This window comes from Psychrobacillus sp. PGGUH221, assembly GCF_042055255.1.
GTDB lineage: Bacteria > Bacillota > Bacilli > Bacillales_A > Planococcaceae > Psychrobacillus.
Map to the genome: position 1 here is coordinate 66,263 of NZ_JAQMHQ010000012.1, position 26,911 is coordinate 93,173.

23 protein-coding genes and 6 pseudogenes are annotated in these 26,911 nt (G+C 34.5%); 1 reads left to right on the top strand and 28 read right to left on the bottom strand.

All coding sequences use genetic code 11. From position 1 onward, the window contains the following. Positions 1-264 precede the first annotated feature (264 nt). The 24 genes and pseudogenes from PGC35_RS19410 to PGC35_RS19525 all read right to left on the bottom strand — a co-directional run. A complete protein-coding gene (locus tag PGC35_RS19410; protein ID WP_375220308.1) occupies positions 265-1,017 on the bottom strand; it encodes an oxidoreductase in 753 nt (250 codons plus the stop codon). A gap of 61 nt (positions 1,018-1,078) precedes the next feature. Then, the gene (locus PGC35_RS19415; RefSeq protein WP_375220309.1) at positions 1,079-1,249 is read right to left on the bottom strand and encodes a hypothetical protein; all 171 of its coding nucleotides are present in this window, start codon (positions 1,247-1,249) and stop codon (positions 1,079-1,081) included. Between the two features lie 29 nt (positions 1,250-1,278). Next, a complete protein-coding gene (locus PGC35_RS19420) occupies positions 1,279-2,067 on the bottom strand; it encodes a dCTP deaminase domain-containing protein (protein ID WP_375220310.1) in 789 nt (262 codons plus the stop codon). A gap of 263 nt (positions 2,068-2,330) precedes the next feature. Continuing rightward, positions 2,331-2,750, bottom strand: a complete 420-nt coding sequence (locus PGC35_RS19425; protein ID WP_375220311.1) for a hypothetical protein — start codon at positions 2,748-2,750, stop codon at positions 2,331-2,333. After that, positions 2,729-3,589 carry a hypothetical protein gene (locus tag PGC35_RS19430; protein ID WP_375220312.1) on the bottom strand — a complete coding sequence of 287 codons (861 nt, stop codon included), beginning with the start codon at positions 3,587-3,589 and terminating at the stop codon, positions 2,729-2,731. The genes PGC35_RS19425 and PGC35_RS19430 overlap by 22 nt, the downstream gene beginning before the upstream one ends. 88 nt (positions 3,590-3,677) lie before the next feature. Continuing rightward, entirely contained in the window at positions 3,678-5,066 is a 1,389-nt protein-coding gene (locus tag PGC35_RS19435) for a hypothetical protein (protein WP_375220313.1), read from the bottom strand. Positions 5,067-5,098: 32 nt separating this feature from the next. Further along, positions 5,099-6,094 carry an ATP-binding protein gene (locus PGC35_RS19440; protein ID WP_375220314.1) on the bottom strand — a complete coding sequence of 332 codons (996 nt, stop codon included), beginning with the start codon at positions 6,092-6,094 and terminating at the stop codon, positions 5,099-5,101. A 12-nt stretch (positions 6,095-6,106) separates the two neighbouring features. Then, a complete protein-coding gene (locus PGC35_RS19445; RefSeq protein ID WP_375220315.1) occupies positions 6,107-8,068 on the bottom strand; it encodes a hypothetical protein in 1,962 nt (653 codons plus the stop codon). Then, positions 8,058-8,741, bottom strand: coding sequence for a TnsA endonuclease N-terminal domain-containing protein (locus tag PGC35_RS19450; RefSeq protein ID WP_375220316.1), 684 nt, complete (start codon positions 8,739-8,741; stop codon positions 8,058-8,060). Before PGC35_RS19450 ends, PGC35_RS19445 begins: the two co-directional genes overlap by 11 nt. Positions 8,742-9,929: 1,188 nt before the next feature. Then, complete coding sequence (locus PGC35_RS19455) at positions 9,930-10,274, bottom strand: group II intron maturase-specific domain-containing protein (protein WP_375220317.1); 345 nt, start codon at positions 10,272-10,274, stop codon at positions 9,930-9,932. A gap of 304 nt (positions 10,275-10,578) precedes the next feature. Next, a complete protein-coding gene (gene ltrA, locus PGC35_RS19460) occupies positions 10,579-11,823 on the bottom strand; it encodes a group II intron reverse transcriptase/maturase (RefSeq protein WP_375220318.1) in 1,245 nt (414 codons plus the stop codon). A gap of 523 nt (positions 11,824-12,346) precedes the next feature. After that, positions 12,347-13,047 (bottom strand): annotated as a pseudogene (ltrA, locus tag PGC35_RS19465) (group II intron reverse transcriptase/maturase); the annotation flags it as partial. A gap of 784 nt (positions 13,048-13,831) precedes the next feature. Continuing rightward, positions 13,832-14,692 carry a DUF421 domain-containing protein gene (locus PGC35_RS19470; RefSeq protein ID WP_375220319.1) on the bottom strand — a complete coding sequence of 287 codons (861 nt, stop codon included), beginning with the start codon at positions 14,690-14,692 and terminating at the stop codon, positions 13,832-13,834. A gap of 22 nt (positions 14,693-14,714) precedes the next feature. Next, positions 14,715-14,921, bottom strand: a complete 207-nt coding sequence (locus PGC35_RS19475) for a DUF1657 domain-containing protein (protein WP_375220320.1) — start codon at positions 14,919-14,921, stop codon at positions 14,715-14,717. Between the two features lie 12 nt (positions 14,922-14,933). Further along, entirely contained in the window at positions 14,934-15,284 is a 351-nt protein-coding gene (gene spoVAE, locus PGC35_RS19480; RefSeq protein WP_375220321.1) for a stage V sporulation protein AE, read from the bottom strand. A gap of 2 nt (positions 15,285-15,286) precedes the next feature. Beyond that, the gene (spoVAD, locus tag PGC35_RS19485) at positions 15,287-16,300 is read right to left on the bottom strand and encodes a stage V sporulation protein AD (protein ID WP_375220322.1); all 1,014 of its coding nucleotides are present in this window, start codon (positions 16,298-16,300) and stop codon (positions 15,287-15,289) included. Continuing rightward, the gene (spoVAC, locus tag PGC35_RS19490; protein ID WP_340780272.1) at positions 16,300-16,779 is read right to left on the bottom strand and encodes a stage V sporulation protein AC; all 480 of its coding nucleotides are present in this window, start codon (positions 16,777-16,779) and stop codon (positions 16,300-16,302) included. The genes spoVAD and spoVAC overlap by 1 nt, the downstream gene beginning before the upstream one ends. A gap of 20 nt (positions 16,780-16,799) precedes the next feature. After that, positions 16,800-17,273 carry a YhcN/YlaJ family sporulation lipoprotein gene (locus PGC35_RS19495; protein ID WP_375220323.1) on the bottom strand — a complete coding sequence of 158 codons (474 nt, stop codon included), beginning with the start codon at positions 17,271-17,273 and terminating at the stop codon, positions 16,800-16,802. 81 nt (positions 17,274-17,354) lie between these two features. After that, complete coding sequence (locus PGC35_RS19500) at positions 17,355-17,561, bottom strand: DUF1657 domain-containing protein (RefSeq protein WP_375220324.1); 207 nt, start codon at positions 17,559-17,561, stop codon at positions 17,355-17,357. Positions 17,562-18,275: 714 nt separating this feature from the next. Then, complete coding sequence (locus PGC35_RS19505) at positions 18,276-19,574, bottom strand: IS1182 family transposase (RefSeq protein WP_375220325.1); 1,299 nt, start codon at positions 19,572-19,574, stop codon at positions 18,276-18,278. After that, positions 19,490-20,086, bottom strand: a complete 597-nt coding sequence (locus PGC35_RS19510) for a transposase (protein ID WP_375220326.1) — start codon at positions 20,084-20,086, stop codon at positions 19,490-19,492. Before PGC35_RS19510 ends, PGC35_RS19505 begins: the two co-directional genes overlap by 85 nt. A 145-nt stretch (positions 20,087-20,231) precedes the next feature. Next, positions 20,232-20,519 carry a hypothetical protein gene (locus PGC35_RS19515; protein WP_375220327.1) on the bottom strand — a complete coding sequence of 96 codons (288 nt, stop codon included), beginning with the start codon at positions 20,517-20,519 and terminating at the stop codon, positions 20,232-20,234. 95 nt (positions 20,520-20,614) lie between these two features. Next, on the bottom strand, positions 20,615-20,821 hold the full coding sequence (locus tag PGC35_RS19520) for a hypothetical protein (protein ID WP_375220328.1): 207 nt from the start codon (positions 20,819-20,821) through the stop codon (positions 20,615-20,617). A 519-nt stretch (positions 20,822-21,340) separates the two neighbouring features. Beyond that, a pseudogene (locus PGC35_RS19525) lies at positions 21,341-21,520 on the bottom strand (phospholipase D-like domain-containing protein); the annotation flags it as partial. A 452-nt stretch (positions 21,521-21,972) separates the two neighbouring features. Here PGC35_RS19525 and PGC35_RS19530 point away from each other — a divergent pair. Then, positions 21,973-22,653 (top strand): annotated as a pseudogene (locus PGC35_RS19530) (IS30 family transposase); the annotation flags it as partial. Between the two features lie 61 nt (positions 22,654-22,714). Here PGC35_RS19530 and PGC35_RS19535 read toward each other — a convergent pair. The 4 genes and pseudogenes from PGC35_RS19535 to PGC35_RS19550 form a co-directional block, all read right to left on the bottom strand. Then, a pseudogene (locus PGC35_RS19535) lies at positions 22,715-23,916 on the bottom strand (IS110 family RNA-guided transposase). A gap of 258 nt (positions 23,917-24,174) precedes the next feature. Next, positions 24,175-25,510, bottom strand: a pseudogene (locus PGC35_RS19540) (IS3 family transposase). Positions 25,511-25,610: 100 nt separating this feature from the next. Next, positions 25,611-25,843, bottom strand: a pseudogene (locus PGC35_RS19545) (alpha/beta fold hydrolase); the annotation flags it as partial. 179 nt (positions 25,844-26,022) lie between these two features. Then, entirely contained in the window at positions 26,023-26,307 is a 285-nt protein-coding gene (locus tag PGC35_RS19550) for a hypothetical protein (RefSeq protein ID WP_375220330.1), read from the bottom strand. Between the last annotated feature and the right edge of the window lie 604 nt (positions 26,308-26,911).

Consider the following 26,911-nt stretch of genomic DNA (forward strand, 5'->3'; position numbering starts at 1 on the left):
TGTGTCACTAATTAATGACACAAAAGTATAGACAATAAAAACTTTCGTAAATTTTATGTCACAATTCGTTAGATGTTCTTCAATATTAGCTGTTTGTCCACCAAAAAATAAAAGCGATGGTAATTTCCCCTCGCTCACTGGTACCATTGTTATGCCCCATTAGTTGAATTTGAAAAAAGAACTAAATAAGTTGCCTCAGGTTCTATTAATAATGCTCATAATGATCTAATGTTAATTAGTCATTAGATAAATGAACCTTACAATTTATGAAATTGTTTTATTAAGTTCGTATATAGGACAACCTACATGCTCGAGATTTAATGAATAGTAATGACATTTATTCTTAAATTCACATCTATTTATTGTTGAAGCTTGATTTTCAAAAGACTTTTTTACAAAGAATGGATCAGCTATCAAAGAACGACCAATTGAAAAGGTAAGATTATTAGGTAGTGTTTCTAATTTCAATTCATCTATATTCCAAATATTACCTGATGTATTCCAAAGTATATTTGGATATTTTTCCGCATATTTTATTATATTCTTAAGGAAAAAAGCGTGTCCCCATTGCTCTAATGGATAAATTAATTGCTTATTTACATCGTATATTCCGTTAGAAAAACTTATCATATCAATATCTAGTTTAGTCAATTTTTCTATTAGATCTGCTTTAAAATTGAGTTCAGCTTCTGGATCAGTCAAGCCCTCTAATAAAGAAATTCTTAGATCAATTATAATGTCTTCGGTCTTTTCCCGAATACCTTCTATAATTGATGAAAGTACAAAGTTATTTAAAGGAGCAAATTTATCTTTTCTTTTATTCAGCTCATTGCTCAGTAATTGAGATAAAAAATAACCATGTGCAGCATGTATTTGAATAACTTTGAAGCCAAGGTGATAAGCACGTATAGAACTATCTATAAACTTAGATATAATTTTAAGAATATCAGCCTCGTTTAGGTTTAATATATCGTTTTGAACATAGTGTTTGTAAGTTAAGATATCATTGTTAATCATTCTTCTAATAGGTACTAAACTAGAATTTCTACAAGCAATTTGTATCCCAGCAATAGAACCTTCATTCTTCTTTATAAATATCTTTTGTTAAGTTTAGTTTTTTAATTATATTAGAAAACTCCCCTAACTCACCCATCAGACCAATTATATCTTTACTAATTACTTCTAGTTTTTCAGAGGTATTTCCTGATTGAAGACTCCATCCATGCTTCGTATCAAACTCTTTCTGCATTTCAATAATCTTAGATAATTCTATTATAATCAGCTCCTAATATTAGTTAAGAAAGTAGCGGTTACTCCATAAATTATATTTACAATTACACCCAAAACTATTGTTGTAATAGTGCTTATCCAATCAGTTCCTTGAAAAATAGCTATAAGTATTAATGTAAATACAAGATATGCAATAGAAACTAAGAGGAATTTTCTTTCATACTTATGAAGTCTTGTAATTACATTGGAGATACTTTTACCATGTGAAAGTTCGATTTCTTTAGAAAAATCCTTAATTCTCTTATCGTTTTTGATCTCTTCAATTGTCATTATTAAATCTGTTGGTATTGGCCATATTCCTGTTTCATATCCATGTTGACCCGAATATGCTTTTTCCACAGGATGCTCTAGTTTATTAAATTCTATTTTCGCTATTGCTTCTTCGGGATAGATTTTTAAGTAATTATTAGATAAATTACTAAAAACTATGCCTAATTTCCCTTGGAACCCAGGATCTGCATAAGTGTTCACAGGTAATAGACCTACTGAAAATAATTTTCCTTTAGTCAATATTTTACCTAAAATATCATTCGGTAAAGAAAGTTCTTCTAAGGTTATAATTACTACTATCTGTTTTGGTTTAATAATTATATATTCCCCAGTATTTACTGTATTCTTTTTGTGTGAGTCTGAAATATCATAAAAAATATTGCTTGCTCTTAATTCATAACATGCTTGTTTCACATTTTTCCTTAAAAAATTTTCTGTAATTAATTTATTCTTAGAACAAAGATTGATAATATCTTTATCATTTAGAGTTCCAATTGTAGTATCCATCATATACCCCCTATTCCATTTTTTTCTATAATTATATTATAAATCATTTAATTGATTTATTATATGAGTTTCTACAGTTTGCCGACAATAATTAAAAAGCGAAAGGAATTATCCTATCGCTGACCTGTACCATTTATTAATTTTGATTGAATCTTTCAATGAGTTGTTTGTTTAAAAGAACTAGTTCCATAATACGTTCCGTACTACCATCTATTTAATTCAAAGCGGAACATTCATATAACGATATTTTGTACAATTTCATTTTAATCTTTTTTATTCATTCCTAATACACAACAAAGATTTGTTTCTTTATTGATGATTAAAACAATATTAATTTCATTTAGAACATTGTGGTTAAAATGATTTTTATGAATTGTGTTTATTAAAAAATCATTAGTAAAAAAAACAAATACCGAAAAGACTTGAAGAATAAAGTTTGAAATATCTTCGAGATTGATCTCTTCATTTTTTAATATATTATAAATAGAATTAATTATGGAATTAAAATATTTTGCTGCAGTTTTTATATCATCATTGTAGTCTGGTTTTCTTCTAATACCATTATCTATTCCTTTAACTGTACCTATTCCTTCACATATTTTACGCCAAAGTAAGTAATGACAAACATTATTTTTTACAATATCTAGTTCAATACCTCTTACTAATATTTTAATTTCATGCATATCTTTTTTTGAAAAATCTTTTTTTTATACTTAACTATAGATGAATAAATGCTCTTAGATTGTTTATATAGATTTCTTAATTCCCCCCTTCCCATTATATTCTTTCCATTAAAATCTATTTTGGTTTTCTTAATTGCAGAAAAGTAATTTTTATGAATAATGTTCTTATTGATATTGCTCCCATTAATAAATAAATGTTTATAATCATTTAACGACCGCACATCAATACATCCTATTAAAGGATATATCTTAATATTTTCATTATTTTTTAATGGTGAGTTTATCCACGCATAAAAGGAATTGATAGAATCGAGAGTATTTGTATTTTTAATTTTACTAAACTTTTCCTCTATTCCATCTATTAATGGATATCCGCAATTACAGTTATACGGTTGGGTATTAGTAACAATTATTCGATACTTTATTTTTGCCTTGCATTTCGAACAATGATCAATTAATTCAATCAAATGAAATGGACATTTATAAACAAAGTTTAATTGATGGAAGTAGCTGTGATAACCTCCCTTTAGGCATAGAGGACAATATTTCAGATTTTCGCTAAACACCATTTTTAATTGTAATGGACTGTCAGTAATTATATTTCCAAGAATTTTTTTTCTAACTTTAGTCTCATAGTCATAAGTGGAAAAATTTAATAAATTATCTAGTTGTTTTGTTTTAGTAGGTGTTAAGTTTAAAACATAGTCATTTCGTTCATAAGTTGTATTTGCAGATATTAATTCATTAAATTCTTTACCATTAATAACGTTGTTGTATTTGAATTTTTCTACAATACTCCATATACTTTCAAATTCAATAATGTTTTGTAAAATATACAATTTAAAACCTCCAAAAAGTAGATACTATGAATTTAGTATCTACTTTTTGGAGATAATATATACCTATTTATTAAACTCAAAATTGATCTTAGTTATTACAATAACTATTAGCTTTTGCTATAAGTAATTTTAAATTATTTTGAGGTCTAATATATATGGAATATGAACCATTGTTACCTGAAAATTGATTAAATAAAATTTTAGGCATAAAGGCATAACCGTATTTGCGATAAATACGATTAATAGGTTCGTCTTTATTAATAAATTCAATACTAGCTGCAAGATAAGTCTCAAATTCTGAAATGAAAAGTTGAGCTTTTATACTAGATAAATTCCATTTAAAGTAATTAACATAATCAGGATGCATTTTTCCAGGATAGAAAAGGTTATCTAAATTTCTATTAATAAACTTTGAATAGTGGTTAACTTGATGTTCAAAATCATTTATTCTACGCCTGCGTAATGCAATATACCCCTTATTATCAACATCTGAGATATATTTAAATTCTAACATATCTTTTTTCCAATGGACGTAAGCTACTGCTAGAGGACAAAACTGTTTCGAATCCAAACAAGAATTACTAGTATAATAATGGATGCATTGCTTATGTTTTTTTAAAAATGTCTTTCTGTACTGTCTTGAAATAGAACTAAAAATTTTTACGCCTATTAAATACGTTTGATTTACAACGGGATAATGGGAATATCTCTTTTCTGTATCTATTTTTTTAAATTTCATTCTTATCTTATCTAAGTTATTTTCTGAACGAGGAAATGGTTTTGCTTTGATGGTCTTTTTCTTATTTATGAAATTTAGTAAATCAATATGGTCATATTTTATGTCTGAACTTGAAAAAGAATCTTCCTCAAAATCATCAAGAAATGCTATGTTAAAAATAGTATTAGTTTTTTGTATATCTATAAACTCTTCCATCGATTTGTTTTGAAAAATAGGTAAAAAAGTTCGGTTTGATATCAATCGTCCACTACTGTATATATGTCCACACGCACAGATATAACCATCAATAAAGTTTTTATCGTCGAAAAGGTAGGGAGTTTCAATATTACATGATGGACACCTTTTTAGTAGTTCAATATCATGAAAAGGACATCTATGAAAAAATAGATATTGGTGGAGTGTTGAATGATACTTATTTTCTATACAAATTGGACAGAACGATAAAACAGATTTAAAAATATTTAAATTATAAGTTTTATTGTTTTTTGACATAAAAGGTTTTTTTAGATTGTTTATCAAGTCATTATTCATCGAAAAAAGGTCTATGTCTAATGCCTTTATTAAATCTTTTTCGTCAAATCCATTCAATGTAATTATGCTTTTATGAATAGATCCAATTGTTGTTTTTAAACTCTTTACATGTTTGGTTCCAAACAAACGAAACATATCTCTACACGTTATACTGTTTAAGGTTCTAAATTTGGTTAATATACTCCAAGGGGATTCATATTCCTTCACAAAATCTTTATTCCATGTGTAATGATCCTTATTTAGATATCCGATAATTGTATCACCTCTGCTTGTATATATCCCGATTCCAAGATACCTTCACGCCACATGTTAGGTGTAGGCCATAATATTCCTTGATTGTTTGTACCGTACTTTATTAAAACATAATTTATTATTGCAATTATATAATGCATTGGTATTTCTATTTTCTTTTTCATTCCGTTTTCATATCTGATTGTCTGGAAGATATTCCATATAGTTGGAGCCTCTGCTTCTAGTCGTGATCCACTTAAAAATCCTTCCGGAAAGAAATACTTTGTATAACTCCAACCACTTTTTAATGGGAACTCTGAAATAGTGTCATATCCTTCAAGAAGAAATGATAATTCTTCAACATCTTTCATTCCATGGAAAGGTTTTTCATGTATCATGAATCGTCCAACAATTTGTTTACTTGTACTTAAATATGAATTCCTTCTATGTTTCAATTCTTCTTGTCCTACTAAAATTGTAGTCATTGTAATATTGTATCTTTGTAGCTCGTTATATATATCCATTAACCACTCATATTCATATTCCCCTAAACGTTGTGCATCATCATAAAACAAAACCACTTGGTTCTTTATTGAATGTTCTCCCTTTTCTAGTAAGTAATTTATTAACCTGTTTTTTTTCGCTTTTGCTTTACCATTATTATAAAGTGAATGACCAACATCCTTAAGAAGATTTTCATAAAACCTATCTTCATTTGGAATTTTTACCTTTTCAGATGTTACCAAAAAAGATACGAATTCATTTTCGTATTTAAGTTCAAAAATTCTTTGTAAATATTTTATTGCGAAAGATTTACCCAGTCGTGGAGCTCCATAAATTATTGCACCTGGATTTCTCATATGAATCCATTTAATTATTGATTCAAATAAATCATTTATAGCAATAGTTGATAATATATAATCCCCTTGTTCTAGAGGATGACTCCCGACTGGAATATCTGGAAGGCTAAATTTATATGATTGTTTAACATTATGGATTTCCATTTTTAATCCTTTCTATGAATTGAAAAAGAAACGATCTTTAACAACTCTATTTTTTTTCTCCTTTTGTATAGTTTTTAACTGTAATTTCTCATTCTTTGGTTTTTTTATTGGTTTAGCCACTTTTTTTTCAACAGTTCTTTCTACTGTATCACCTGGAACATCTTCTGGTTTATTAATGATACTATCTAAGTGAACTAGTTCATTTCTTTTTGTACGATTAGTTTTTGCTTTAGTTTTTAAATAATTGTGATAGATTTCAATGGGGTCATCTTCATTTAGGAAATGAAGAACTTTTCTGTAATTGAGTTTATTTATAGCTTTTCTTATTCTTAATGAATGTTTCTTTATTGACCATTTTCCTTGAGCCTTTAATATTCCTAATTCTCCACCCCCAGGCAAGAAAGCTCTAATATTTCTCAAATCTTCTGAATCAATTTCTAACGTTATTTTTGTGCCAATTAAATTGAAGTTTTCTGATAAAACATAGTTTCGATAATCCACGCCCTCAAATCTTATATATGGTCTTCTCCCCTTTTCTAAAGACCCTCTAATAATTCTTGTTTCTTGATACATCATAAATTCCTTTCCTTCTCTATACTCTTCATTAAGTGTTCTAAACACAAAGTTTCTATTAATTCTCTGCTGCATTACATCTAACGGAGATAGATTATTTAATGATCTTTGGGGTATACCATTTCTTGTAGCGATAAGTATTTCTGCCAATTGTTCAATCTCATCAACTGAAACTCGATATTTAATTGCCTTTTTTTCCGAATCTTCTCTTCTGACATCACTAGTGTTACTCCCCGTTGTATTAGTTAAACGATGAAAACCTTCCTCTTCTAATAAATCGAAAAGCTTTTCAATCTTTGGTCTACGCGTAGGAGTTCCAACGGGACCTGTATTAATAGAACACCCCACTATTTTTTTTAGTTTAGGTTTTACACTTTTGGCAAGGTGTGCTTTAGCGTTATCAAAACAAATCTCATCCCAAACTGCATATCTAGTGGCAGGTATAATTTCTGATGCGAAACCACCTTCTTTAGGTAATCGCAATGCAGGTATTGTTAGTTGTTTTGGAGACCAAGGTAAAATTGATTTTCTAATACAAAGCATTACATCATCAGTAGAATACTCTTGGTTATAACAAATGTGGTATCCTAATATTAAATTTGTGGCAACATCAATTACTGCTAAAAGCCATATTCTATGGATTATATCGACAACTTCATCACCTTCAGGGGAGATGTAACTGATTGCAATTGTCACATCAATTTTATGTCCATCAAATTCAACTCTTTCATAAGGTCTTTCAATTATTGTATTTTTATCACCTTGGCCTGTATTATTGTAGAGCATTACTGAATCTTTCCCATAATTACGTATTACTTTACTAGGATTAGTATTTTTTATTTTTCTTAAATATCTATACAATGATCTTTTGGCAAGATCAATTGTGTTAAAAGGATATTTACCGTTCTCAGTATTTAAGCCGACAGATTTACAAACTTGTATAAACTTTTTATGAATGTCTTTTGTTCTGTTATTAGCACGTATTTCTCCATTTTTTTTGTTAAATACTAAATTATCAATTGTTTCTTTAATAACGGGAAATTCATCTAATAAATACTTGAAAGCACCACTTTTTTTAAATTTTTCGTTATTATACCCATTTATTTTTTTGTCTGACTTAACTTGGTATGGTTTTATCCGTTGATATCTCAATAAACCTCTATAGCCATATACATTTCCGAACTCATCAATTTTTTGACATCTTTTTAGTAAGCGAAATATTTCACTTTTAGGAACACTAGTTTCAAGGTATATTTTATTCAATGACTTTTCGGCCTCAATATATGCATTAATTGCATTAAATCTTTTAAGAAATATTTCACGATTTGTTTCATCCAACATTTCAATATTTACTTTTGGCCATATATCTCTTTCGTTCATTAACCTTTCTCTATCTATCATTGTGTAATCTCACCTTTGAATTATTGGAATATAAAATCTCATCTAAATTAATATTAATTTTTTGTTGAATATATAAACTAAATAAAGTTTTATTTAATGTCTGTTGGTCGAGATTTGTGTCCAATGCCAAGCTGCTAACCAATGTTTCTTTTTCTGTTAGTTTATTCATTATTGTTTTCTTGTCTATGTCACTAACACTATTACTATCCCTGATATATGGCATAATTAATTTTTTATTACTAAGCATTGGTTGGGATCTAATATCTTCTTCTGTGACAATTCTATATAAATATCCATTTAAGCTACACCATTCTTTTTGGATTGCTAATTGAATATGTGTTTTCATACTTCTTTTGCAGTTTGGATTTAACGATTCTTTTATATCTTTTGAATATTTAATCTCAATAAATTCCTCTTTGCCATTATTCCACTGAATCCACATATCAAAAATTGTACTATGCATTTTGCCCTCATATTCTAATTCTATTTTTATTGGTTGTTCACAAAAATTATTTATTAAGGGATTTGTTTCTACTAGAATCCAATGCTCATATTCTAAATCACTGTAAAAATACGCGTCTCTATCCAATTTAAAGCTAAAGCAGTCCCAAAAATTACTGCCAAAATGACTTGTTTTAAAGTTCTTTACAGGTTTATAAATATTTATCACCACCTTATTATTATTAATTTTGCCATATAAAACTCAAAATATACTGAATATACAAAATATTTAATAGTTTTGTTAATAAAATTTAATAATTTTAATGCTAAATTAATTTGTGAAAAGATTTTTTATTAATTATACAGGCTTTTTCTTTAAACAGTTTCTTACATGATACAGATAGGTAAGCTTTTGAAGTTATCGCCAGCTTTTCCCCCCGTTCACACCGTACATGAAACTTTCACTTCATACGGCGTTCCAACTAATCCAATTCGATTTAATCATCAACACTTTAGATATTTTAATACCTTCCGTATCTCAATTCTTCCGTTTCAATAAGTCGGTGCCTCCCGTAGGAGGTGAACCTCTATTAGTCTCACGAGAACCTTATTAACCGTTAAAGATTTGCCTAGCATGATTAAATGATTCTTTATTAGTCTGGTGGCTATCCCTCCATGTGGATTAGACATTTCATGGGTACTGTGCCACCACTTTCACTGATACAAAAGTAAGTTATACAATAACTATTGTCATTATTGCTTTCCTTGCCACCGTTTCTTTGGGAGTAAGCCCTCCACGTTATCAGCTTACAACGTTGAATTATATCTATTATAGAATGAACTTAGGTGCTTCCTCTAAGCCTGTTAGCATTCATACGCCTGTAACGTATCATGGATTTTCATATTAGCTAGTCTTACTCATCCACATCTAACCTCCACAATTTGGTGACATACACATTTCTATGTATCGCAGTTCTAGACCCGTACATTCAGAAGTTCGTCAGCTTAACCTTTCTTTTAGGTATATTTGCATTCTCACCATATTCATTCAACTCAAGCATCATGAACTAACCACTCCATCGAGTAGGCTTTCGTCAGCCGAACTGGTACGGTAGTTTCTCACGCCTTTTCACCGAGCTTATAACACGGTCATTCTTACTAAATCCAGTGCTACTCGACTAAGAGAGAACCCTTCCGAGCGTTACCTCTTCATTTGATTCTTCGATATAATCCTTCAGTTCCATAAGGAACTGCCTAGCCTTTACCAGAGAAATGTAACCATCCTCTATTTAAACTAGGAACATTTCGTACAACTAGTCGAGTAGAAGGGAACCTCTCTACCTTACGGTAGAATGTGTTCCACCCCCCTCACAGAACCGTGCTTGCGCTATTCACGCACACGGCTCCTCCTAGTCATCATTCACAAAATGTAGCCAATCTTCTTTCTTAAATCGTATATATTCACTTTAACTCTTGGTGAAGGTAACGGGTATTTATGAAGAAAGAGATTGAATTTATCCCAAGTAAAGGATTTTCTTTGACTTCTTCTGTTGAGCCATTTAAACAGTAAATATTGAATTTTGTTTCTAAAATGGTGAACACTTTGCGTGTTATCCGTGATGCAATAGTAGTTGTAGTAACCTACAAGCGAGCGTTTAAATCTATCCATAATCATATGAATATCTTTATTTCGGTTATTCTTTATCCATTCTTTCGATTCCTTCAGTTTACCTTGTAGCTTCTTCCTACTTGTTTTCCGTTTCACACGAAAGTATCCTTGTTTACTCTTTCCACAATAATGCGTAAAACCGAGGAAATCAAAGGTTGCAGGTTTTCTATTCCCCGTTTGTTTTGCATCTTTCTCCGCAAATCTCCCGAAGGGGATAATTTTGGTTTTATCCTCCGCTATTTCTAGGTTAAACTTCTGTAATCTCTCCTTTAATGATTGAAAGAATTCCTGAGCTTCGCTCTTATATTGGAAACAACAAACAAGGCAAGTAGACCACTGGAACCTCCCCAGTAGCCCCTCTCAGAACCGGACGTGAACCTCTCAGCTCATCCGGCTCCCATTATTCAGCCGTAGGCTTTATTCCTAGTTCCCAATGTTTGAAGAGCTTAGGATTCTGAACAGCAATCCTACCCATAAAACGTTCCGCATTTTTCTTATGACGAGCAAGTCTTTTATATTTCTTTCTTGCCCACATGATTAAGGCTTTATTAATATGCCTCAAACTAGAATACATTTCGGATTTGTAGAACTTCCCATAGTAATTAATCCATCCTTGAATAGCTGAGTTAAACATCATCGATAAGTCAAAGAGTTCCTTATTTGCTTTCAATTGCAGTTTCCAACCTCTTACTTTTTGCCGAATTGATTTCTTGGATTTATTGCTGATAGCGGGAGTGAATTTCACAAAGTGTTTTCCCCATCTGTTCTTCGACCGTCTTGGTCTGAACGTATAGCCCAGAAAATCAAACGATATGTTTTCATGCTCTTCTTTTCTATCTGCATCCTTGCAATAAATAATTTTGGTTTTAGTTGGATGAAGTTCGAGTTTACATATATTCATTCTCTTGTTTAGGGATTCAAGCAACTTCTTTGCTTCTTCCTCTGTCTTACAGTGGATGACTGCGTCATCTGCATATCTAGCAAATGGATTGTTAGGATGATTGATTGCCATCCATTTATCAAACGTGTAATGAAGAAATAAATTTGCTAATACCGGACTTATGACCCCACCTTGCGGTGTGCCAGAGTTACGTTCTTTTATTCCTTTATTCGTTTGAAACGGTGCTTTTAACCATCTTTTGATGTATACCTTTATCCATTCGACTTTTGTATGCTTTTCTACCGCTCTCATTAATAAATCATGGTCTATATTATCGAATAAACCTTTAATATCAAATTCAAGTACCCAATTGTACTTCCAGCATCTTTTCCGAGTGATCTCTAACAATTGAATGGCACTTTTCTTCGGTCTGTATCCATAGGAATCTTCATGAAAGAATGGCTCTACCGAAGGTTCAAAATATAATTTCACTGTCATTTGTGCAATCCTATCCGACACACTTGGAATTCCAAGTGTTCTTGTACCCCCAGCTTTCTTTGGTATTTCTACAGCTTTAACAGCTGGTGGAAAATAACTGCCAGATGACATTCGGTTCCATATTTTATACAGATTATCTTTGAGATTTTCTTCAAACTCTGCTATGGATTGCTCATCAATTCCTGCTGACCCTTTGTTTGCTTTAACTCTTAGAAAAGCTTCATATACTACGTTCTTGGATATAACATATGGCTTTGTTTTATGCATAAGTTCCTCCCAGTTTGTTGGTTGACTTGTTTATAAAACTGAATAATATAACCCCTTTGCTCCATCTCCGTTAGGAGATTTCATTGCTACTACGAGTTATTCCGCCTCTATACATGGCATTGGTACTCCGATTCTTGTGGGGCTTCCACTTGAAATCTCTCCCTTAGCATCCATGTCGTAGGTTCCCACGTTCCACACAAAAGCCTGTATTAAGTTCACGCCGCCTTTATACCGGTCACCGAACGGACAGTAAACAGGTTGCCTCCGAACTTATCCTGAGTTAATGACTCCCCCTCAGTTTTGATGACATCTCTACGCTTTCGATACTTCATCAGCGGTTCAATGGTTTTCGTCTCCTTAATACATACCTGACAGAGTCATGCTCTGCCTTTTCCCCTAACGCTCAATACCATAGCTTTTGACTATAGCACCTTAGGGTGGTTTGCAATCTCTACCTGTATAGCGATTGCGAGAGGCCTTCTCTCATCTTAAGTGCAGCATAGCTTACAAAGTAGACTTCTCAAGCACACTTCGTTTGCTTTCGTGGCACACAGTCATCCGCATACCGAACGAATTTGTGACCTCTTTTCTCCAATTCCTTATCGAGTTCATCCAACACGATATTGGAAAGTAGAGGACTTAGCGGTCCACCTTGTGGCGTTCCTTCTTCTGTACTTGATACCACTCCGTTTATCATGACACCAGCTTGTAGATATTTACGAATTATTTTCAATAATGGTTTGTCATCGATTTTCTTAGCTAATGTGCTCATTAGTCGGTCATGGTTCACCTTATCAAAGAATTTCTCTAAATCCATGTCGACCACCCATCGGTATCCTTCTTTTAGAAAGCCTTTGGCTTTCCGTATAGCGTCATGGGCACTTCGATTCGGTCGAAAGCCATAACTGTGTTCCGAAAAGGTCGGGTCGTACTCCTTTGAAAGTACTTGGGCGATTGCTTGTTGAATCAAACGATCCGTTACAGTTGGTATACCTAATAACCGAACACCCCCATCAGGTTTCGGGATTTCGACTCTTCGGACTGGTTCGGGCTCATATGTACCTTTGAGAATCGCTTCTTTGATGGATAGCCAGTTTTCGAGGATGTGCTTTCGTAAGGTTTGTACGGGCATATCATGTCTACTCCGTGGCTTCCTTTATTCTGTTCAACACGTTTAAGTGCTGGAAGCATATTCTCCCGTGACAGGATTTGATTCATGAGCATTGTTATTTCTTCCTTTCGTGAATAGCTTTTCTTCTTATAACAGTGATGACTCCACCCTCCAAGAGGACCCTCATGGGATTCACCATTACTTTCGTTCAAGTGAGGACAAGTGTTTTTCTGTGTTCATCATCATTCACTGAATGCCAAGGGCTATTCTTTCCTAATTGTTCGGTCCTTCCCAGTCGTTCTAGACCAACCGGTACTATGACCTCTGCTGACTTCTGATGGTTCAACTACTTATCACTAAGTAGGTTATGAAGGGTACTTCACGTATCCATCAGACCTCCCAGGGTAAGAGTGTGTACTTTCACTCCATCTATCCGCCTCATTTACTTTGTCTACCCTTCGACAGAAAGGACTTTACGTTGTTATGCACACTCATCCAGAAAAACATAGCCTACTATGAGGTTCGTGTTCCTCGGACCGGAGTTTTGCCGCCTGCTTCCTTCAGATTCCGCGTCACCACGGACACCCTTGCACTTGGCTAACCACTACTTCTGCCTTCGTGGTTCGGGACTTGCACCCTATAGTTCACACCCATGCCGGGCGCACATAAAAAAAAGTCTCGGAATAAAATCCAAGACTTTTTCCTTTGATTAAGTTATCAACGGCAGGGGCGAGTCCTGCATCTCCATACCCATTCTAAATGGGGGTGTTGGCCGCCAGTTCCAACTACTGTACCTAATCTTTATATTTATATGCATTAGAACGATGTGTTATGCACATGGAAATTGATATTTACGAGTTTTCTTAGCGGCATTATCCGCCCTATTATTTTAAACAATTAACTTTTTAAGATGTGGGTAACTTTATCAATAGCTTTTTGTAGTTTTTCACTATTTTTTACATATAGCTCCTTAGCATCCTTATTTTCTGTTGCTAGCGCAAATAATTCTAAGTCAGCTTGGCATTTTTTCATTGTCGCAAGGATTAATGGCCTTTCTTGAGGAGATGGAACTTGTAGTTTATCATCAAAAACATCAACCGTTAATTCCCCATAGGAGTTCACTTGTCCGATAAATACGTTTTCAATTGTGACTCCCAGTTTTTCCAGTTCCGTCTTTAACCATCTTCTACTGTACCCAATGGTTGCAAGTGGCTCATCCAAAATCTTGCCATCCATAATGACAGTCTGAGGCTCCTTGATTGATGCTACCTTTATGTTTAAATCCTTTGCTGTTAAAGGTTGGTTTTCTTTCTTCAACATAACAGATAAATCCCCAGTTGGTTCTAATACCGCAAATTGCACATCAGACACCTGGAAGACATCCTTATTCCGAAGTAGTTCTAACAATTCGTCCACAGTATATCTTTCCTTCTTCAAATTATCTTCCATAACTTTTCCGTCTTTGATGAATATAGTCCCCTTGCCTTCTGTAAAATCGCGAAACTTTTTACTTTTTAAAGAAATAAGACCACCTAAAAATGGGATCAATGAAACGATTCCAATCCCTAACAATCCTAAAAACATGTTTCCATCTAATCCCATGATACTTTCTGCTGCTATGCTTCCAATGGTTATTCCAGTTACATATTCAAAGAAAGAAAGTTGAGCTATTTGTTTTTTACCTAGTACCTTGGTAACGAAAAAAAGAAAAATGACAAACATTACTGATCGAAGCGCGACATCTAGCCATTCAGGCATGATTAAAAGACCTCCTCTTTACTTAAAAACCTTTATATTGATATTCTTCATTTTCCAATTCTCCAACCCTTTTATTCAAATCTGTCACTATTTCGCTTACTACCATCATCGTTTCATGTATGGTTTGTTTTGATTCAATATCTTGTGTACGTTCTGCTAAATTGGATAGGCTAGCTTCTACTCCTTTGAGACTAGCTAGACATTGTTTTACATCCGACACTACAGTCATCTGTCATCCTCCTTATCCCTTTGGTTTAAAAATAAAAGCACCAATCATGCCAAAAACAATGGCAGATGAAATACCGGAACTTGTCACTTCGAACATCCCAGTGAGTACGCCAACTAAACCATGTTTTTCAGCTTCCGCCATGGCACCATGTACCAGTGAATTACCAAAGCTTGTAATAGGCACTGTAGCTCCTGCGCCAGCAAAATCAATCAATGGTTCATATAAACCTACCCCATCTAAAATGGCACCAGACACTACAAGGGTACTTAACGTATGTGCTGGTGTTAGTTTAAACACATCAAACATAATTTGACCAATTACACAAATCAAGCCACCTACAACAAAAGCCCAAAAAAAGATCATAACTATTCTTCACCCCCGTATTCAATCGATACCGCATGAGCAATACAAGGAATTGTTTCGTTTTGCTGGAAGGTTAGCGGTGATAGTAGAGCACCTGTAGCTACCACTAACATTCTTTTAAATTCACCTTTTTTCATGCGATTTAATAAATGGCCATATACTACGGTTGCTGAGCAACCCGCACCACTGGCTCCTGCCAAAACCGGCTGTCCTTCCCGATAAATCATGAGTCCACAATCCTGGTATTGTTCTTCCGTGATAGGGGTTCCATGCTTTTTGAATATTTCAAGCGATGCTTCATGCCCTATTTTGCCAAGGTCACCTGTTACGATTAAGTCATAATAAGAGGGATCAACGTTTCGTTCCTTTAAATGCGCTTCGATGGTATCAACCGCAGCGGGTGCCATAGCCCCTCCCATATTAAAAGGATCTGTCAACCCCATATCAATGACGCGGCCTATCGTGGCAGAAGTTACACGTGGTCCTTCCCCGGTATTACTTAACAAAGCAGCCCCTGCACCCGTTACTGTCCATTGTGCAGTAGGCGGTTTTTGTCCACCATATTCAGTCGGATAGCGAAACTGTTTTTCAACGGCCGTGTTATGACTGGAGGCCCCTGTCAATAAATATTTAGCTCCATTTGAGTTGATAATAAAGGCACCGAGAGCCAATCCTTCCATAGATGTGGAACATGCACCAAACAAACCAAAATAAGGTGCTCCAATGGTTCGACTTGCAAAACTTGTCGGGGTAATTTGGTTAATCAGGTCACCTGCGAGAAGAAACTGAACCTGTTCTTTTTGGATTCCCCCTTTTTCCATTGCTTTTTGGCATGCTTCTTCAAAAAGTATTTTATGTGCTTTTTCATATGAATCTTGTGCGAGCCATAAATCGGAATGAAGGAGATCAAAATCATCTGCGATAGCTCCATCTGCTTCAAATGGCCCTCCAACTGTTCCGGTAGAAATAATCACAGGTTTTTGTTCGAAGACCCATGTACGATGACCTGCTAACATTACAATCCACCCCACTGTATTAAAATTGTTTTAATCAAGGCAATGACAAATGCTGAAAATACGCCAAATACAATCACGGAACCGGCAAGTTTAAACATATTACCACCCACACCTAACACAAATCCTTCTGTTCGATGTTCAATAGCTGCAGATATAATGGCGTTTCCGAATCCAGTCACCGGAACAGCCGACCCCGCTCCTCCGAATTGTGCAATTCTATCATAAACCCCAAATCCTGTAAGAAGCATAGCGATAAAAATTAAAGTTCCCACCGTTGGATTTGCTGCCGTTTGATCTGTAAAATCAAAATAATAAATATAGAATGTTTGAATTAGCTGTCCAATAAGACAAATAAGTCCACCTATTAAAAACGCCTTTATACAATTTCGAACTACTGGTCTTTTTATCTCTCGTTGCTTTTGAAGATCTTGGTATTCCTGTTGCACTGGTGTTAATTGTTTCTTTTTATTATTCGACATGGGACGAAGCCTCTCTTTCTCTACGATTGTTCTTTCATGAGACTTTTGATTTTTTTAATATCTTTTTCTAACTTCTTCATACTCAAGTTATTCTTTTGGAGTTTTTGTTCCAGTTTGTCAATTTCAAAATACATTTTTTGATCAGTCGAAACCAAGATTTTGTAATCTGGATACATTTTTTCCAGATCAGTTTTTACGTTCTTTTCAATTTTTTTTAATTGAAAACGATCAAATTGTTTCACTTTTATGGCTACTAATAGCTCTTTATCAGTATTCACAGCCTTCACATTCGAAATTTCTTCTTCAGTAATGGTGTTTTCTTTTGCTTGATTGGCAACGGATTGACTGATTGGCTTACTTATATTCACCTCTGAAACTTTCAAATCCTCATTGGCATCAGCAAATTGATCCTGATTTCCATTACAACCTGAGCATAATCCGATAACCATTAATATTAAAAGACCAACTTTCAATTTTTTTATTGTGGATATCATGAATTCACCTCTGTGTTTTGTCTATTATTTTAGAGACAAAAGGTTGGTTACTTCAACCAACCTTTTGTCTCTCCTTAATAATTATTCCTGTTTGTATTGAGGTTCTTCTTGTTCAATTTGTTGAACACGCAGTTCAATACTGTCTATAACAGATTGAGTTTGTTTAGCAGCATCTTGGTAAAGCGACTTCGCTTGTTGATTGTCTGTACTTAGAGCAAAGGTTTCAAAACTTGCCTGAGCACTTTTCAAGCCTGCTAGAGAAGTCTTAACGTCATTAATTACCGTCATAAGAACACCTCCTTATCTTTTTTGATTTTCAACTTCTAATGGGATGTATTAGTTTCCAATTTCCTATTTTCAATTGGCAAAATGAATCCCTGGATATATTCCCCTATTTTTCTATGGTTTATACTTTTCGTAACTAAAATATTTAAAAAGGAAATATACTGTTAAATGATGACCTTTATTTTTACAAAACGTATTGAACATAAAAGATTGACCTCTAATAGTTCTAACAAATTACATGATTCATAGAGTGATTCAACCATAGTAATCGCCGATGCTTTACTGCATTTCAAGTTCGCCCCTTGACTGTGTTTTTCACTTTTAGTCAACTCCTGTCTTTGTTGGATATAGGGGGAGGGCGAACGTCTAGGAATTTGCCACTGTTTCCGGCTTAAAAAAGGTTGGGAATGTGTACGATACGTATATAAATGTCAACACTAATATGTACATTTTCGCTTATATAAGGATGTACACGAAATATCACTCACCCTACAGTCATTAAATGAAAAGTTCATCAGATAAAGCTCATTTTGAAGGAGGATTCACACTCACCCTAATCATGAATTTCATGACCTTAAAGTACCTTCAAATACTGATACAACTTGATTCTATTTATCTTGCTGTTTATTCTTATGATCCATTATCTGATTGATTTTCTTGGAAATTCAAATTGGAAAAGTTAAATTTCTTTTCACCTTTTTTAGGAATCATAATAGTTCAATTTGAAACATACAAAACAAAGGGGCTGTCTAATAAGTCCCTAAAATAAAACAGGTGGAGAAAAACGAGTCGTTTTTCTCCACCTGTATTTATGTTTTTACTAATTTTTCTTGAAAGTAGTTGGCGAATGCCTGCTACTTTCAGTAGGTTGTGGGCTAATGCCACAATCCCAAATTCTGTGTGAACCTTTTCGAGGCCCCGCAGTAAAAATCTGCGGAACGATCGATTGCCCTTGATGTGGCCAAAAACACTTTCTACGTCAATTTTACGTTGTGCGTAGATGCGTGATTTCGTTTCACATTCAAGGGCTGCTTTGGCCTTTGCTTTCATTTCTTCAAAAATGGGGTTCCATTGTACTTGGCGATTGCCTTTGGCTTTTGTACAGAGTGCTTTCAATGGACAATCTGAACAGTCCTCACATTCGTACACTTTTAAACTTTGTACATAACCCGAGACATTTTTCTTATTCAAATACTTTTTAAATTCAACTCTACGCCCGTTTGGACAAATAAAATGATCTTCCTTTTCGATGTAATCCCAATTCTTCGCATGTTTGATGTTCTTCTTATAACTTCGTGACTTTTCCTTTAGATACATTCCGTACGGAATAAGGAAGTCAAAACGGGGTTCTTTTTCTTCACCTATCGCATACAGATAATTTTCTTCACTTCCATAACCCGCATCGGCTATCACCGTTTTTGGCATCGGTAAACTAGATGCTGCTAATTTCTCCAAGTGTGGAATAAAGCAGCCTGTATCCGTAGGACGTTGATGCATGGAGTAAAATAAAATGAATTGATTTTCTGTTGCCATTTGAACATTATAAGCCGCTTTTAATTGTCCGATTTTCATATGATCATCTTTCATTCGCATAAACGTCGCGTCATAATCTGTTTTCGAAAAGCTATTGCGGTCACCGAAGACTTCGTATTGTTGTTTATATTTATTCAGGCGAGGCAAGAAGTTTTCTCGAATCAATTTTAATGGTTTCTTTAGCACACTTCGTTGCGAACGGATTTCTTTACGTGCCGCGACATCTTCTTCTGCTTCAACTTCATTTGTTAAAGTGAATACCTGTTCTTCCAATTCCTGCGCAATGATTTCTAATTGTTCTGGGGTTACGTCTTCTTTGACCTCCTTAATAGTAGATTGAATCAACTCGGATTCCGCTATTTCTTGAATATGTTGAATCGTTTCTTGTATTTTTTCTTTTAGCTTTCCCTCGAAATTCTTCGTTGCTTTTTTCCACACAAAAGAATACTTATTGGCATCGGCTTCAATTTTTGTCCCATCCAAAAGTAGTTTTCCATGGTAATATAGTTTTGCTCGATAAGTAGCAGAATCATTTCTTCAAATAGTGAATCTATCATGTTTATAAATTGCTCTGAACGGAAGCGATTGATTGTACGATGATCGGGTTCTTGTCCAGCTGCGAGCCATTTTACGGGAATATTTTCGCTGAGTAAATTTTCAATACCCCGTGAGGAATAAACCTTTTTAGAATAACCGTACAGAATCACTTTTGTCATCATCTTCGGATGGAATGAGCTTCTTCCACCACCTTTATAATGAGAAAAGAAAACTTCGTCATCAATAGACTCAATCATTTCATCAATCACGCGTGATACATGGTTGCCAGGGATCAAATCTTGTATATCAAAAAGGGATATTCCTTGTTGGTTATTATATGGAATAAAAGTAGGTGCGTAATTTCTTTTTTTAGAATTGCAAGTTTCCTCCTGAATTGCCAGTGGAAGTGAAGTTTGTTCAGTGATATAATTTGGATTAGTAATCTTTGGATTGCACATAAAAAATCGTCAAATGTTGGTGTGGTAACTTTCATTTTACTAGAAGTGACGATTTTTTTGTACCCATTTTTAGTAACGAAAAAAGGGCTGCCCTCAAAAGTCATTATTGATGACTTTTGGGACAGCCCCTTAAACTTATTGCTGTTTACTTATTTTCATCTGTTGTATCTGGGTCAGTTGCATCTGCGGGATCTTCAACCGGTTCTTCTGAATCAGGGACCACATTATTTTCATCTGTAGTATCTGGATCAGTTGCATCTGCGGGATCTTCAATCGGTTCTTCTGAATCAGGGACCACATTATTTTCATCTGTAGTATCTGGATCAGTTGCATCTGCGGGATCTTCAATCGGTTCTTCATCATTATTACAACCCATTAACAAGATGGCAGATAGAAAAACTGCTGTTACTAGTCTTAACCACTTAAGATTCATTTTTTACCGCCCTTTCTATATTCATTTTATAATCTAAATTATATTGCCCGTTTATTCTTTTTTTATACTTGTGGTTCCTAGGGATGTTAATATAGTCACATTCCTATATCCAAACTTTCACTTTGTTTAAACACTCCGTTTTTCATCTCAATCAATATTTCAAAATGACCGTTTATTTGTTGAACCTTACTTATTGGTTGCCAATGACGTTTTGCATTTTCATCTACAAATTTATTTAATTCCTTCGGAGTCGACGCACGTAAAATTTTCCGTATCGGGCCTGTTTTTCTCCAATAAGTCATATCAAAACACCATCCCCTATATGAGCTATACATACCAAATTCGAATCGACTTGTAGCTTTTCATTCTTATCTTTAATCAATTCCAAAAATGTAGGCGTTCAAATGTATTCGGTACTTTGTGGTATTCCCCATCATGAGTTTTTTATACTCCCCAATATCGAATATTATTTGCAACAGAGATGTGACTCACTACTGTTAGTATTTTATCTTCACTTTAAATCATGTAGAGTTTTTGAGTCAGCTGTCAAAAACTGATCCGTTGCAGTTTAGCTTTTGGAATAGCTAGTTGGTCTTACTTTATCGAAACGTGAAATATGAAATATATAGGTTAATTAATAATAATAATGATTTTTTGTAATGTATTTTCACATATATAAAAAAACCCATGCTAAAATATCTTCTAACACGAGTTTACTCCTGTTTTATTTAATTTATAATAATGGTGAAAGCAGGCGAGCACTTTGCTCAATAATACGCTCTGTCAGTGATCGTTGCACGCCAGTAAAGGATTCCTTTCCCCCGGTAATTCCAATTGGACAAAATCCATGGAAAACGTACAAGAAATATTATTCGGCGTTCTATTCCTGCATCCATCATCTGAAAGATGATGTGACGTGGAAATTTTTTGCTCCCCCAACCATCCCTTACAAATCTAACCTGAACTCCGTTTGCTGCCTTATCTATTAACAGTTCTGTAATAGGTTTTACAAAGGAAGTTAGAGATGAGATACTCAGTAGGACTTCTTCGTATGCATGTACAGTAAAATCTCAAGGGTGGACTAGTAGCGGAAATTACGGACACCTCCAAAATATATTAAATAAGCGACCTACTCGATTGAGAAGGTCGCTTTTTAGAAGAGAAGAAGATACAAAATGGGATTGTATCGATATTATTTTTTCCAAATTAATTAAATTTAATCATCTCTCTAAAAATCGTTCGTATTGGCTACTTTTCCATCTAACTATCCACTACAAGTACGACTAAAGAGTGATTCTTGTCAGAGCTGAAACTCTCTCTTTAATTCAAATTGTTTTGTAAGACCGTTTGTCAAATTAAGTGCAACAGTTCTTCCTGAAACGCCTCGTATGCAGTTTTCCAGCCAAGGCATTTCCTTGGTCGATTGTGGATTAAGTGCTTGTTTCATCTCATTACGGCTGAAGAAGCGCAAGTTCGTTATCATACCAATAAATCGTTCTGTGGGGCGAAACTAAAATTAACGCCCTTGTTAAAAGAAGCTGTTCAAGAAAAGTTGGGGAAAACTTGGTCGCCTGAACAGATTGTCGGCCGCTTGTATAAAGGGAAGCTGAGCTTTAAAAGTATATACCGTTGGATTTATATCGGCTTATTAGAAGTGCCATTGACAGTCCTTCGTCAAAAAGGGAAACGTCAGAGACCGCGAGAAACACGAGGTCGTTTTAACATTGGTACATCCATCTCCAAACTCCCCAAAGAAGTTCGTAACCGGGAAACATTTGGTCATTGGGAGCTCGATACGGTCGTTTCTGGACGTGGACAAGCAAAGGGCTGCGTCGCTACTTTCATTGAGCGTAAAACACGCTGGTACAAAGGGATTTTGATACCTAACCGATCAGCGGAATCAATGGAAGCAGCCGTCAAACTTTTACATCAACAGTTACCAAAAGGTGCAATCCAAACCGCTACAACGGATCGTGGGAAAGAATTTAGCTGTTACAACGTGCTAGAAAAAGAACTAAACATCCAGGTCTATTTTGCGGATGCCTATTCTTCTTGGCAACGTGGGAGTAATGAAAACGCGAACGGCATACTGCGGGAGTTCTTCCCTAAGAAAACGAATTTCGATAATGTCACACCGGAAATAGCCCTCCAAAAACCTTTTGGAAGGTTTTCTCTTTATTACTTGTAACCGTTAATTACGCTATATCTAGGAAATTTTCTTTTCTATTTAATAAAGCATAAATCCAGTGAAGCAGTTTGTTAATGCAGGCTACTATCGCTACTTTGGCAGGCTTTCCTTCTGATTTCTTCTTATCATAGAATTCTTTAAGCTTTTTGTTTCTTGAACTTCTGATACTGCACAATACGGCAAGATACAAAGCATGGCGTAATCTACTTGAACCTCGTTTAGTAATACGATTGGTTGTGGCAGTAAACTTTCCAGATGAGTGAACACTGGGATCTACTCCTGCAAAGGCAACCAGTTTTTTCGGATGACTAAACCGCTCAATTTCACCAATCTCAGAGATTATCGTGGCAGCGATTTTTTCTCCGATTCCTGGAATCGATTGGACAACTTTGTATTCTTCTAATTCATTTGCCATTGTCACAATACGATTTTCTAACTCTGAAAGGTGTCCCTGGTACTGAAAAAGCAACTCAATATACATTTGAAGATTGATTAAGTGACTGTGATACACCACTTTTTGAAATGGATTTCGAGCTGCGGAATCCATTAATTTTTTGGCCTTATTCAATGCCCATAGACTAGATCGTCTTGGACAAAACTCCATAACACACTCCGCTAGCTTACTTTCTCCAGCTGCTAGTACATCTTCTGAAGTAGGATATTTCTTTAACATCAATAAAGAAACCTTCGAATAAAGATCCCCAAAAACCTTGCGGTATTCAGGAAACACTTGATCTAAAATAGTGTGAAACTGCAGCTTAGCCTCCACATACATATTCGTCACAATCTCCTGTTGTCTGGAAAGATTTCTAAGATTTAATAATTGAATTCCTCTGTTTTTATGAGGCTCAAAATCTTCTTTGTAATAAAGCACACACAACTGATACGCATCAATTGCGTCGTTTTTACCTTTCGTAAACTGGATCTCTTTGCCTGATAAGAAATGATAGGATTAAGCAAGATATATAAAACTTCATGTTCCTCCAAGTATTGAATAACAGGGGAATGATAATGACCTGTAGATTCTAAAATGACCATAGGCATCTGCCCAGTCATCCCTTCAATCTCTTTTAAAAAGCCTATAAAACGGTCTAACTCCTCTTTTGTATGCTTCATAGAATAACTCTTTCCAAACGGCTTCGATTTATCTAAAAATGCCTGAACTTGGCTCTCTCCTTTTGCCACATCCAGACCAACTACTGGGTTCATTTAGGTTCCTCCTCTGACTCACTCACCAGTGCCCCTATTCCTTTATGTAGTATCATAGCTTCGCTTGTTATACGAGATCTATGTCCCAACCAGCCTCAAACATGTTTCTACAAGTAGGGGGTGGACAGTTTAGTTCACGGGATCATTGTCCCACGCACCCGTACGTCCTACCCTGGCTACTGATATATTAAATCCTATAAAAATAAGGTCAACCAGTAAATAAAATGTACCCTTTGTAAAGGACATTTTTGAAAAAGGTCACGCCACATGGAGAAGATGATTTCTGTATTGTACAGGAGTCATCTTCTTTAAGTTCCATTGGTACCTAAAATTGTTATAGTACGTCATATAATTTTTAATTTCTCTTTTAAGTTCTTCCAGCGTATTACACGGCTTTATATTGGCCTCATCTTTGAAGTGACCAAAAAAGACTCTTGGGGAGCGTTATCCCAACAGTTTCCTCTTCTTGACATTGATTGTCCAAGCCCTAGTTTTCTTACGTGTTTCTGATAGGTTGGGCTTGTATAATGCACTCCTTGATCAGAGTGAATAAAAGCTCCTTCCGCAAACTTTACTCGCTTATTCTTCATTAACTTTACTAATGTATCTGTAGCTAAATCTAATGTCATTCTACTAGACACATTATAGGCAAGTATTTCATTTGTTGAACTATCTTTAATAGTGGATAAATATGCCTTCTGTCCATTACCGTAGAATAAATATGTAATATCAGTGAGTAGTACTTTCCCCGGAGTTGGCTGTTTAAACTCTCGGTTTAGTAAATTGGGCAGTATAGTGTGCTCTTGAGTAGCTTTCAACATTTTCTTGTAAGGATTGGCTCTTCTAATAGGACATACAATTTCGTATTTCTTCATAATTCTTCGAATTCGCTTCAAATTATAAGTAATCTGAAACTGTCCTTCTAATGTCATCTTAATCTGGCGGGCACCCTTTTTACGGTTTTTAAAATTAAAAGCCTTTATAATATTTCCTTTGATGATTAATTCTTCTTTTTCTCGATTTTCTCTTCTTTTCTGAGATTTAGAAGAAAAATAATTATAATAACCTGAGCGTGAAATTCCCGAAATCTGACATAAGAAACTAACCATCTTTTTGAGTTTATACTTTTCTATAACTGAACGAATTAAAAGAAACTTCTGTTCAGCAGAGACTTTTAATCGTCTCTCTCCAACCTCCTTTCTATCATGTCTAACTTTTTTAGTAACTCATTCTCAGCTCTCAACAGTTGAATTTGAGCTTCTAATCTAGCATTCTTTTCTTCTAGAGAAAGCTCCTGCTTAGTTGGCCTCCCTGAGTTTTCTTTACGCGTATCTTTAAGTCCCAATACCCCCGATTTCTTATAAGCAGTACGCCATCTAGAAGCAGCCCTTTGTACTCTTACAATACCAATGACTTCAATATCAAAACCATTCTTCTCGAATATCTGTCTTGGTAATTTTCCTTTTTCACTTTCCGTTATAAAAATCCTCTTAAATTCGTCAGTATATGTAACCCCCTTTGAACTTACAGATTTAACATATGGATTATTAGATAGTATTTCTATTTCTTTTTCAGTAAAGTGTTTTTTTGACATTTAAATGTTCTCCGATCGAGTCCTAATTTTATTCATTATACATAAAAGTACCCTATAGAACAGACCTTTTTTAAGTGTCTATTCTATAGGGTACATTTTAGATAATCTCGTCCAAAAGACGCAATATCGCTTCTAAAATATCATCAGAGTTCTGAATAGATGGTTCTGACTCGGAAAGCCCCATACCTGGTAAGTCTATGTATATTCTCTTCCAACCGCTTCGTTTTTCGAATAAAGGTTCCATTGCATGTAACATCACTTGATGGTCAAGTGTCCAACCATGTAACATAACGATGGGATATCCTTCTCCAATTACTTATGGTAAATCGACATGTATTTGTTTCCCCTTTCCCTGTAAAGCAGCTGTATCGACATGGACATTTAATCCTCCCATACATATATTACAATTTTAACAAACTTCCTTGTTCAACTAAACTGCCGCTTTAGTTCAATAAGAAAAAAGAGTTGCCTAAGCAACCCTGTGATCTTTACTAAAGCACCCGTTAGTTGAATTAACATATTTCAGCTTCCATCATTTCAATTTCACCATCACTATTAACACTATCTATTCCACGCTGGCAGTCTCCTTCAATTTGCCACTCGATATAGTACTTATTGTTCTTCAATACAACAGAAAGAATTTCAGTTTCTTCATTATGGACATAGTGGTTATCCAATACCATTTGCTTTGCTTCATCTTCTAAAATAACAGATTGAATATTTGTCAAAGTATTATCTGTACAGCCTAAGAGAAAAGATGACATAAGTAATATAAAAACTAATCTAATTTGGAACAATTTAGACATCCCCTTTAACAGGATTTGACGTTTGATATTGATGATTGTTTCAAATCTTTATTAAACTAAACTGCTTCGTTAGTTTAAGTGTAACTATTCACATACTTGTACATTCTCAAATTAAACAATTGCTTTTATACTTAAACACACATTGTCACATGTATACCTAAAAATCCCCCAGAATTCATTAGTCACTTATTTTAGGCTCTCGCCTAGATACAGCTTAATATTAGGAATACTCTATAAAGCAACTGCGAGGAAGCACCTAACCTCTTCCATTCATCCTCCAGTTGAATTAAACACCATTTGAATGCCTATACTTTATTAACTAGATCCAAATCAGTTGCGAAAGTCTGATATTGGTTCTAGTCTTTTTTGTATTATTTTTTGATTTTGTCTGCATATATTTCTAATAACTGAGCAATCTATCTATTGGTGGCAGTTACACTTCCTTAAGACCTTCAATCGGAAAGTCTTTTTATTTTCTTGTCACCAATTTCTCTAACCGTTTCTTAGGCTTCTACTCATACTTTTGTAATTAATGGATATAATATTAAAAGCAACTGTGAGGCATCCTATCTAACCTCTAAAATTACTGCCTCCA

Bases quoted from the DNA above. Each gene is read 5' to 3' on its own strand.
- spoVAD (WP_375220322.1), bottom strand. From the start codon at position 16,300: ATGTTAGCAGGTCATCGTACATGGGTCTTCGAACAAAAACCTGTGATT.
- spoVAC (WP_340780272.1), bottom strand. From the start codon at position 16,779: ATGTCGAATAATAAAAAGAAACAATTAACACCAGTGCAACAGGAATAC.
- PGC35_RS19495 (WP_375220323.1), bottom strand. From the start codon at position 17,273: ATGATATCCACAATAAAAAAATTGAAAGTTGGTCTTTTAATATTAATG.
- PGC35_RS19470 (WP_375220319.1), bottom strand. From the start codon at position 14,692: ATGCCTGAATGGCTAGATGTCGCGCTTCGATCAGTAATGTTTGTCATT.
- PGC35_RS19520 (WP_375220328.1), bottom strand. From the start codon at position 20,821: ATGACTTATTGGAGAAAAACAGGCCCGATACGGAAAATTTTACGTGCG.
- PGC35_RS19510 (WP_375220326.1), bottom strand. From the start codon at position 20,086: ATGTGCAATCCAAAGATTACTAATCCAAATTATATCACTGAACAAACT.
- PGC35_RS19410 (WP_375220308.1), bottom strand. From the start codon at position 1,017: ATGATTAACAATGATATCTTAACTTACAAACACTATGTTCAAAACGAT.
- PGC35_RS19440 (WP_375220314.1), bottom strand. From the start codon at position 6,094: ATGGAAATCCATAATGTTAAACAATCATATAAATTTAGCCTTCCAGAT.
- PGC35_RS19500 (WP_375220324.1), bottom strand. From the start codon at position 17,561: ATGACGGTAATTAATGACGTTAAGACTTCTCTAGCAGGCTTGAAAAGT.
- PGC35_RS19420 (WP_375220310.1), bottom strand. From the start codon at position 2,067: ATGGATACTACAATTGGAACTCTAAATGATAAAGATATTATCAATCTT.
- PGC35_RS19415 (WP_375220309.1), bottom strand. From the start codon at position 1,249: ATGCAGAAAGAGTTTGATACGAAGCATGGATGGAGTCTTCAATCAGGA.
- ltrA (WP_375220318.1), bottom strand. From the start codon at position 11,823: ATGCATAAAACAAAGCCATATGTTATATCCAAGAACGTAGTATATGAA.
- spoVAE (WP_375220321.1), bottom strand. From the start codon at position 15,284: ATGATCTTTTTTTGGGCTTTTGTTGTAGGTGGCTTGATTTGTGTAATT.
- PGC35_RS19445 (WP_375220315.1), bottom strand. From the start codon at position 8,068: ATGATAGATAGAGAAAGGTTAATGAACGAAAGAGATATATGGCCAAAA.
- PGC35_RS19425 (WP_375220311.1), bottom strand. From the start codon at position 2,750: ATGCATGAAATTAAAATATTAGTAAGAGGTATTGAACTAGATATTGTA.
- PGC35_RS19475 (WP_375220320.1), bottom strand. From the start codon at position 14,921: ATGACTGTAGTGTCGGATGTAAAACAATGTCTAGCTAGTCTCAAAGGA.
- PGC35_RS19515 (WP_375220327.1), bottom strand. From the start codon at position 20,519: ATGAATCTTAAGTGGTTAAGACTAGTAACAGCAGTTTTTCTATCTGCC.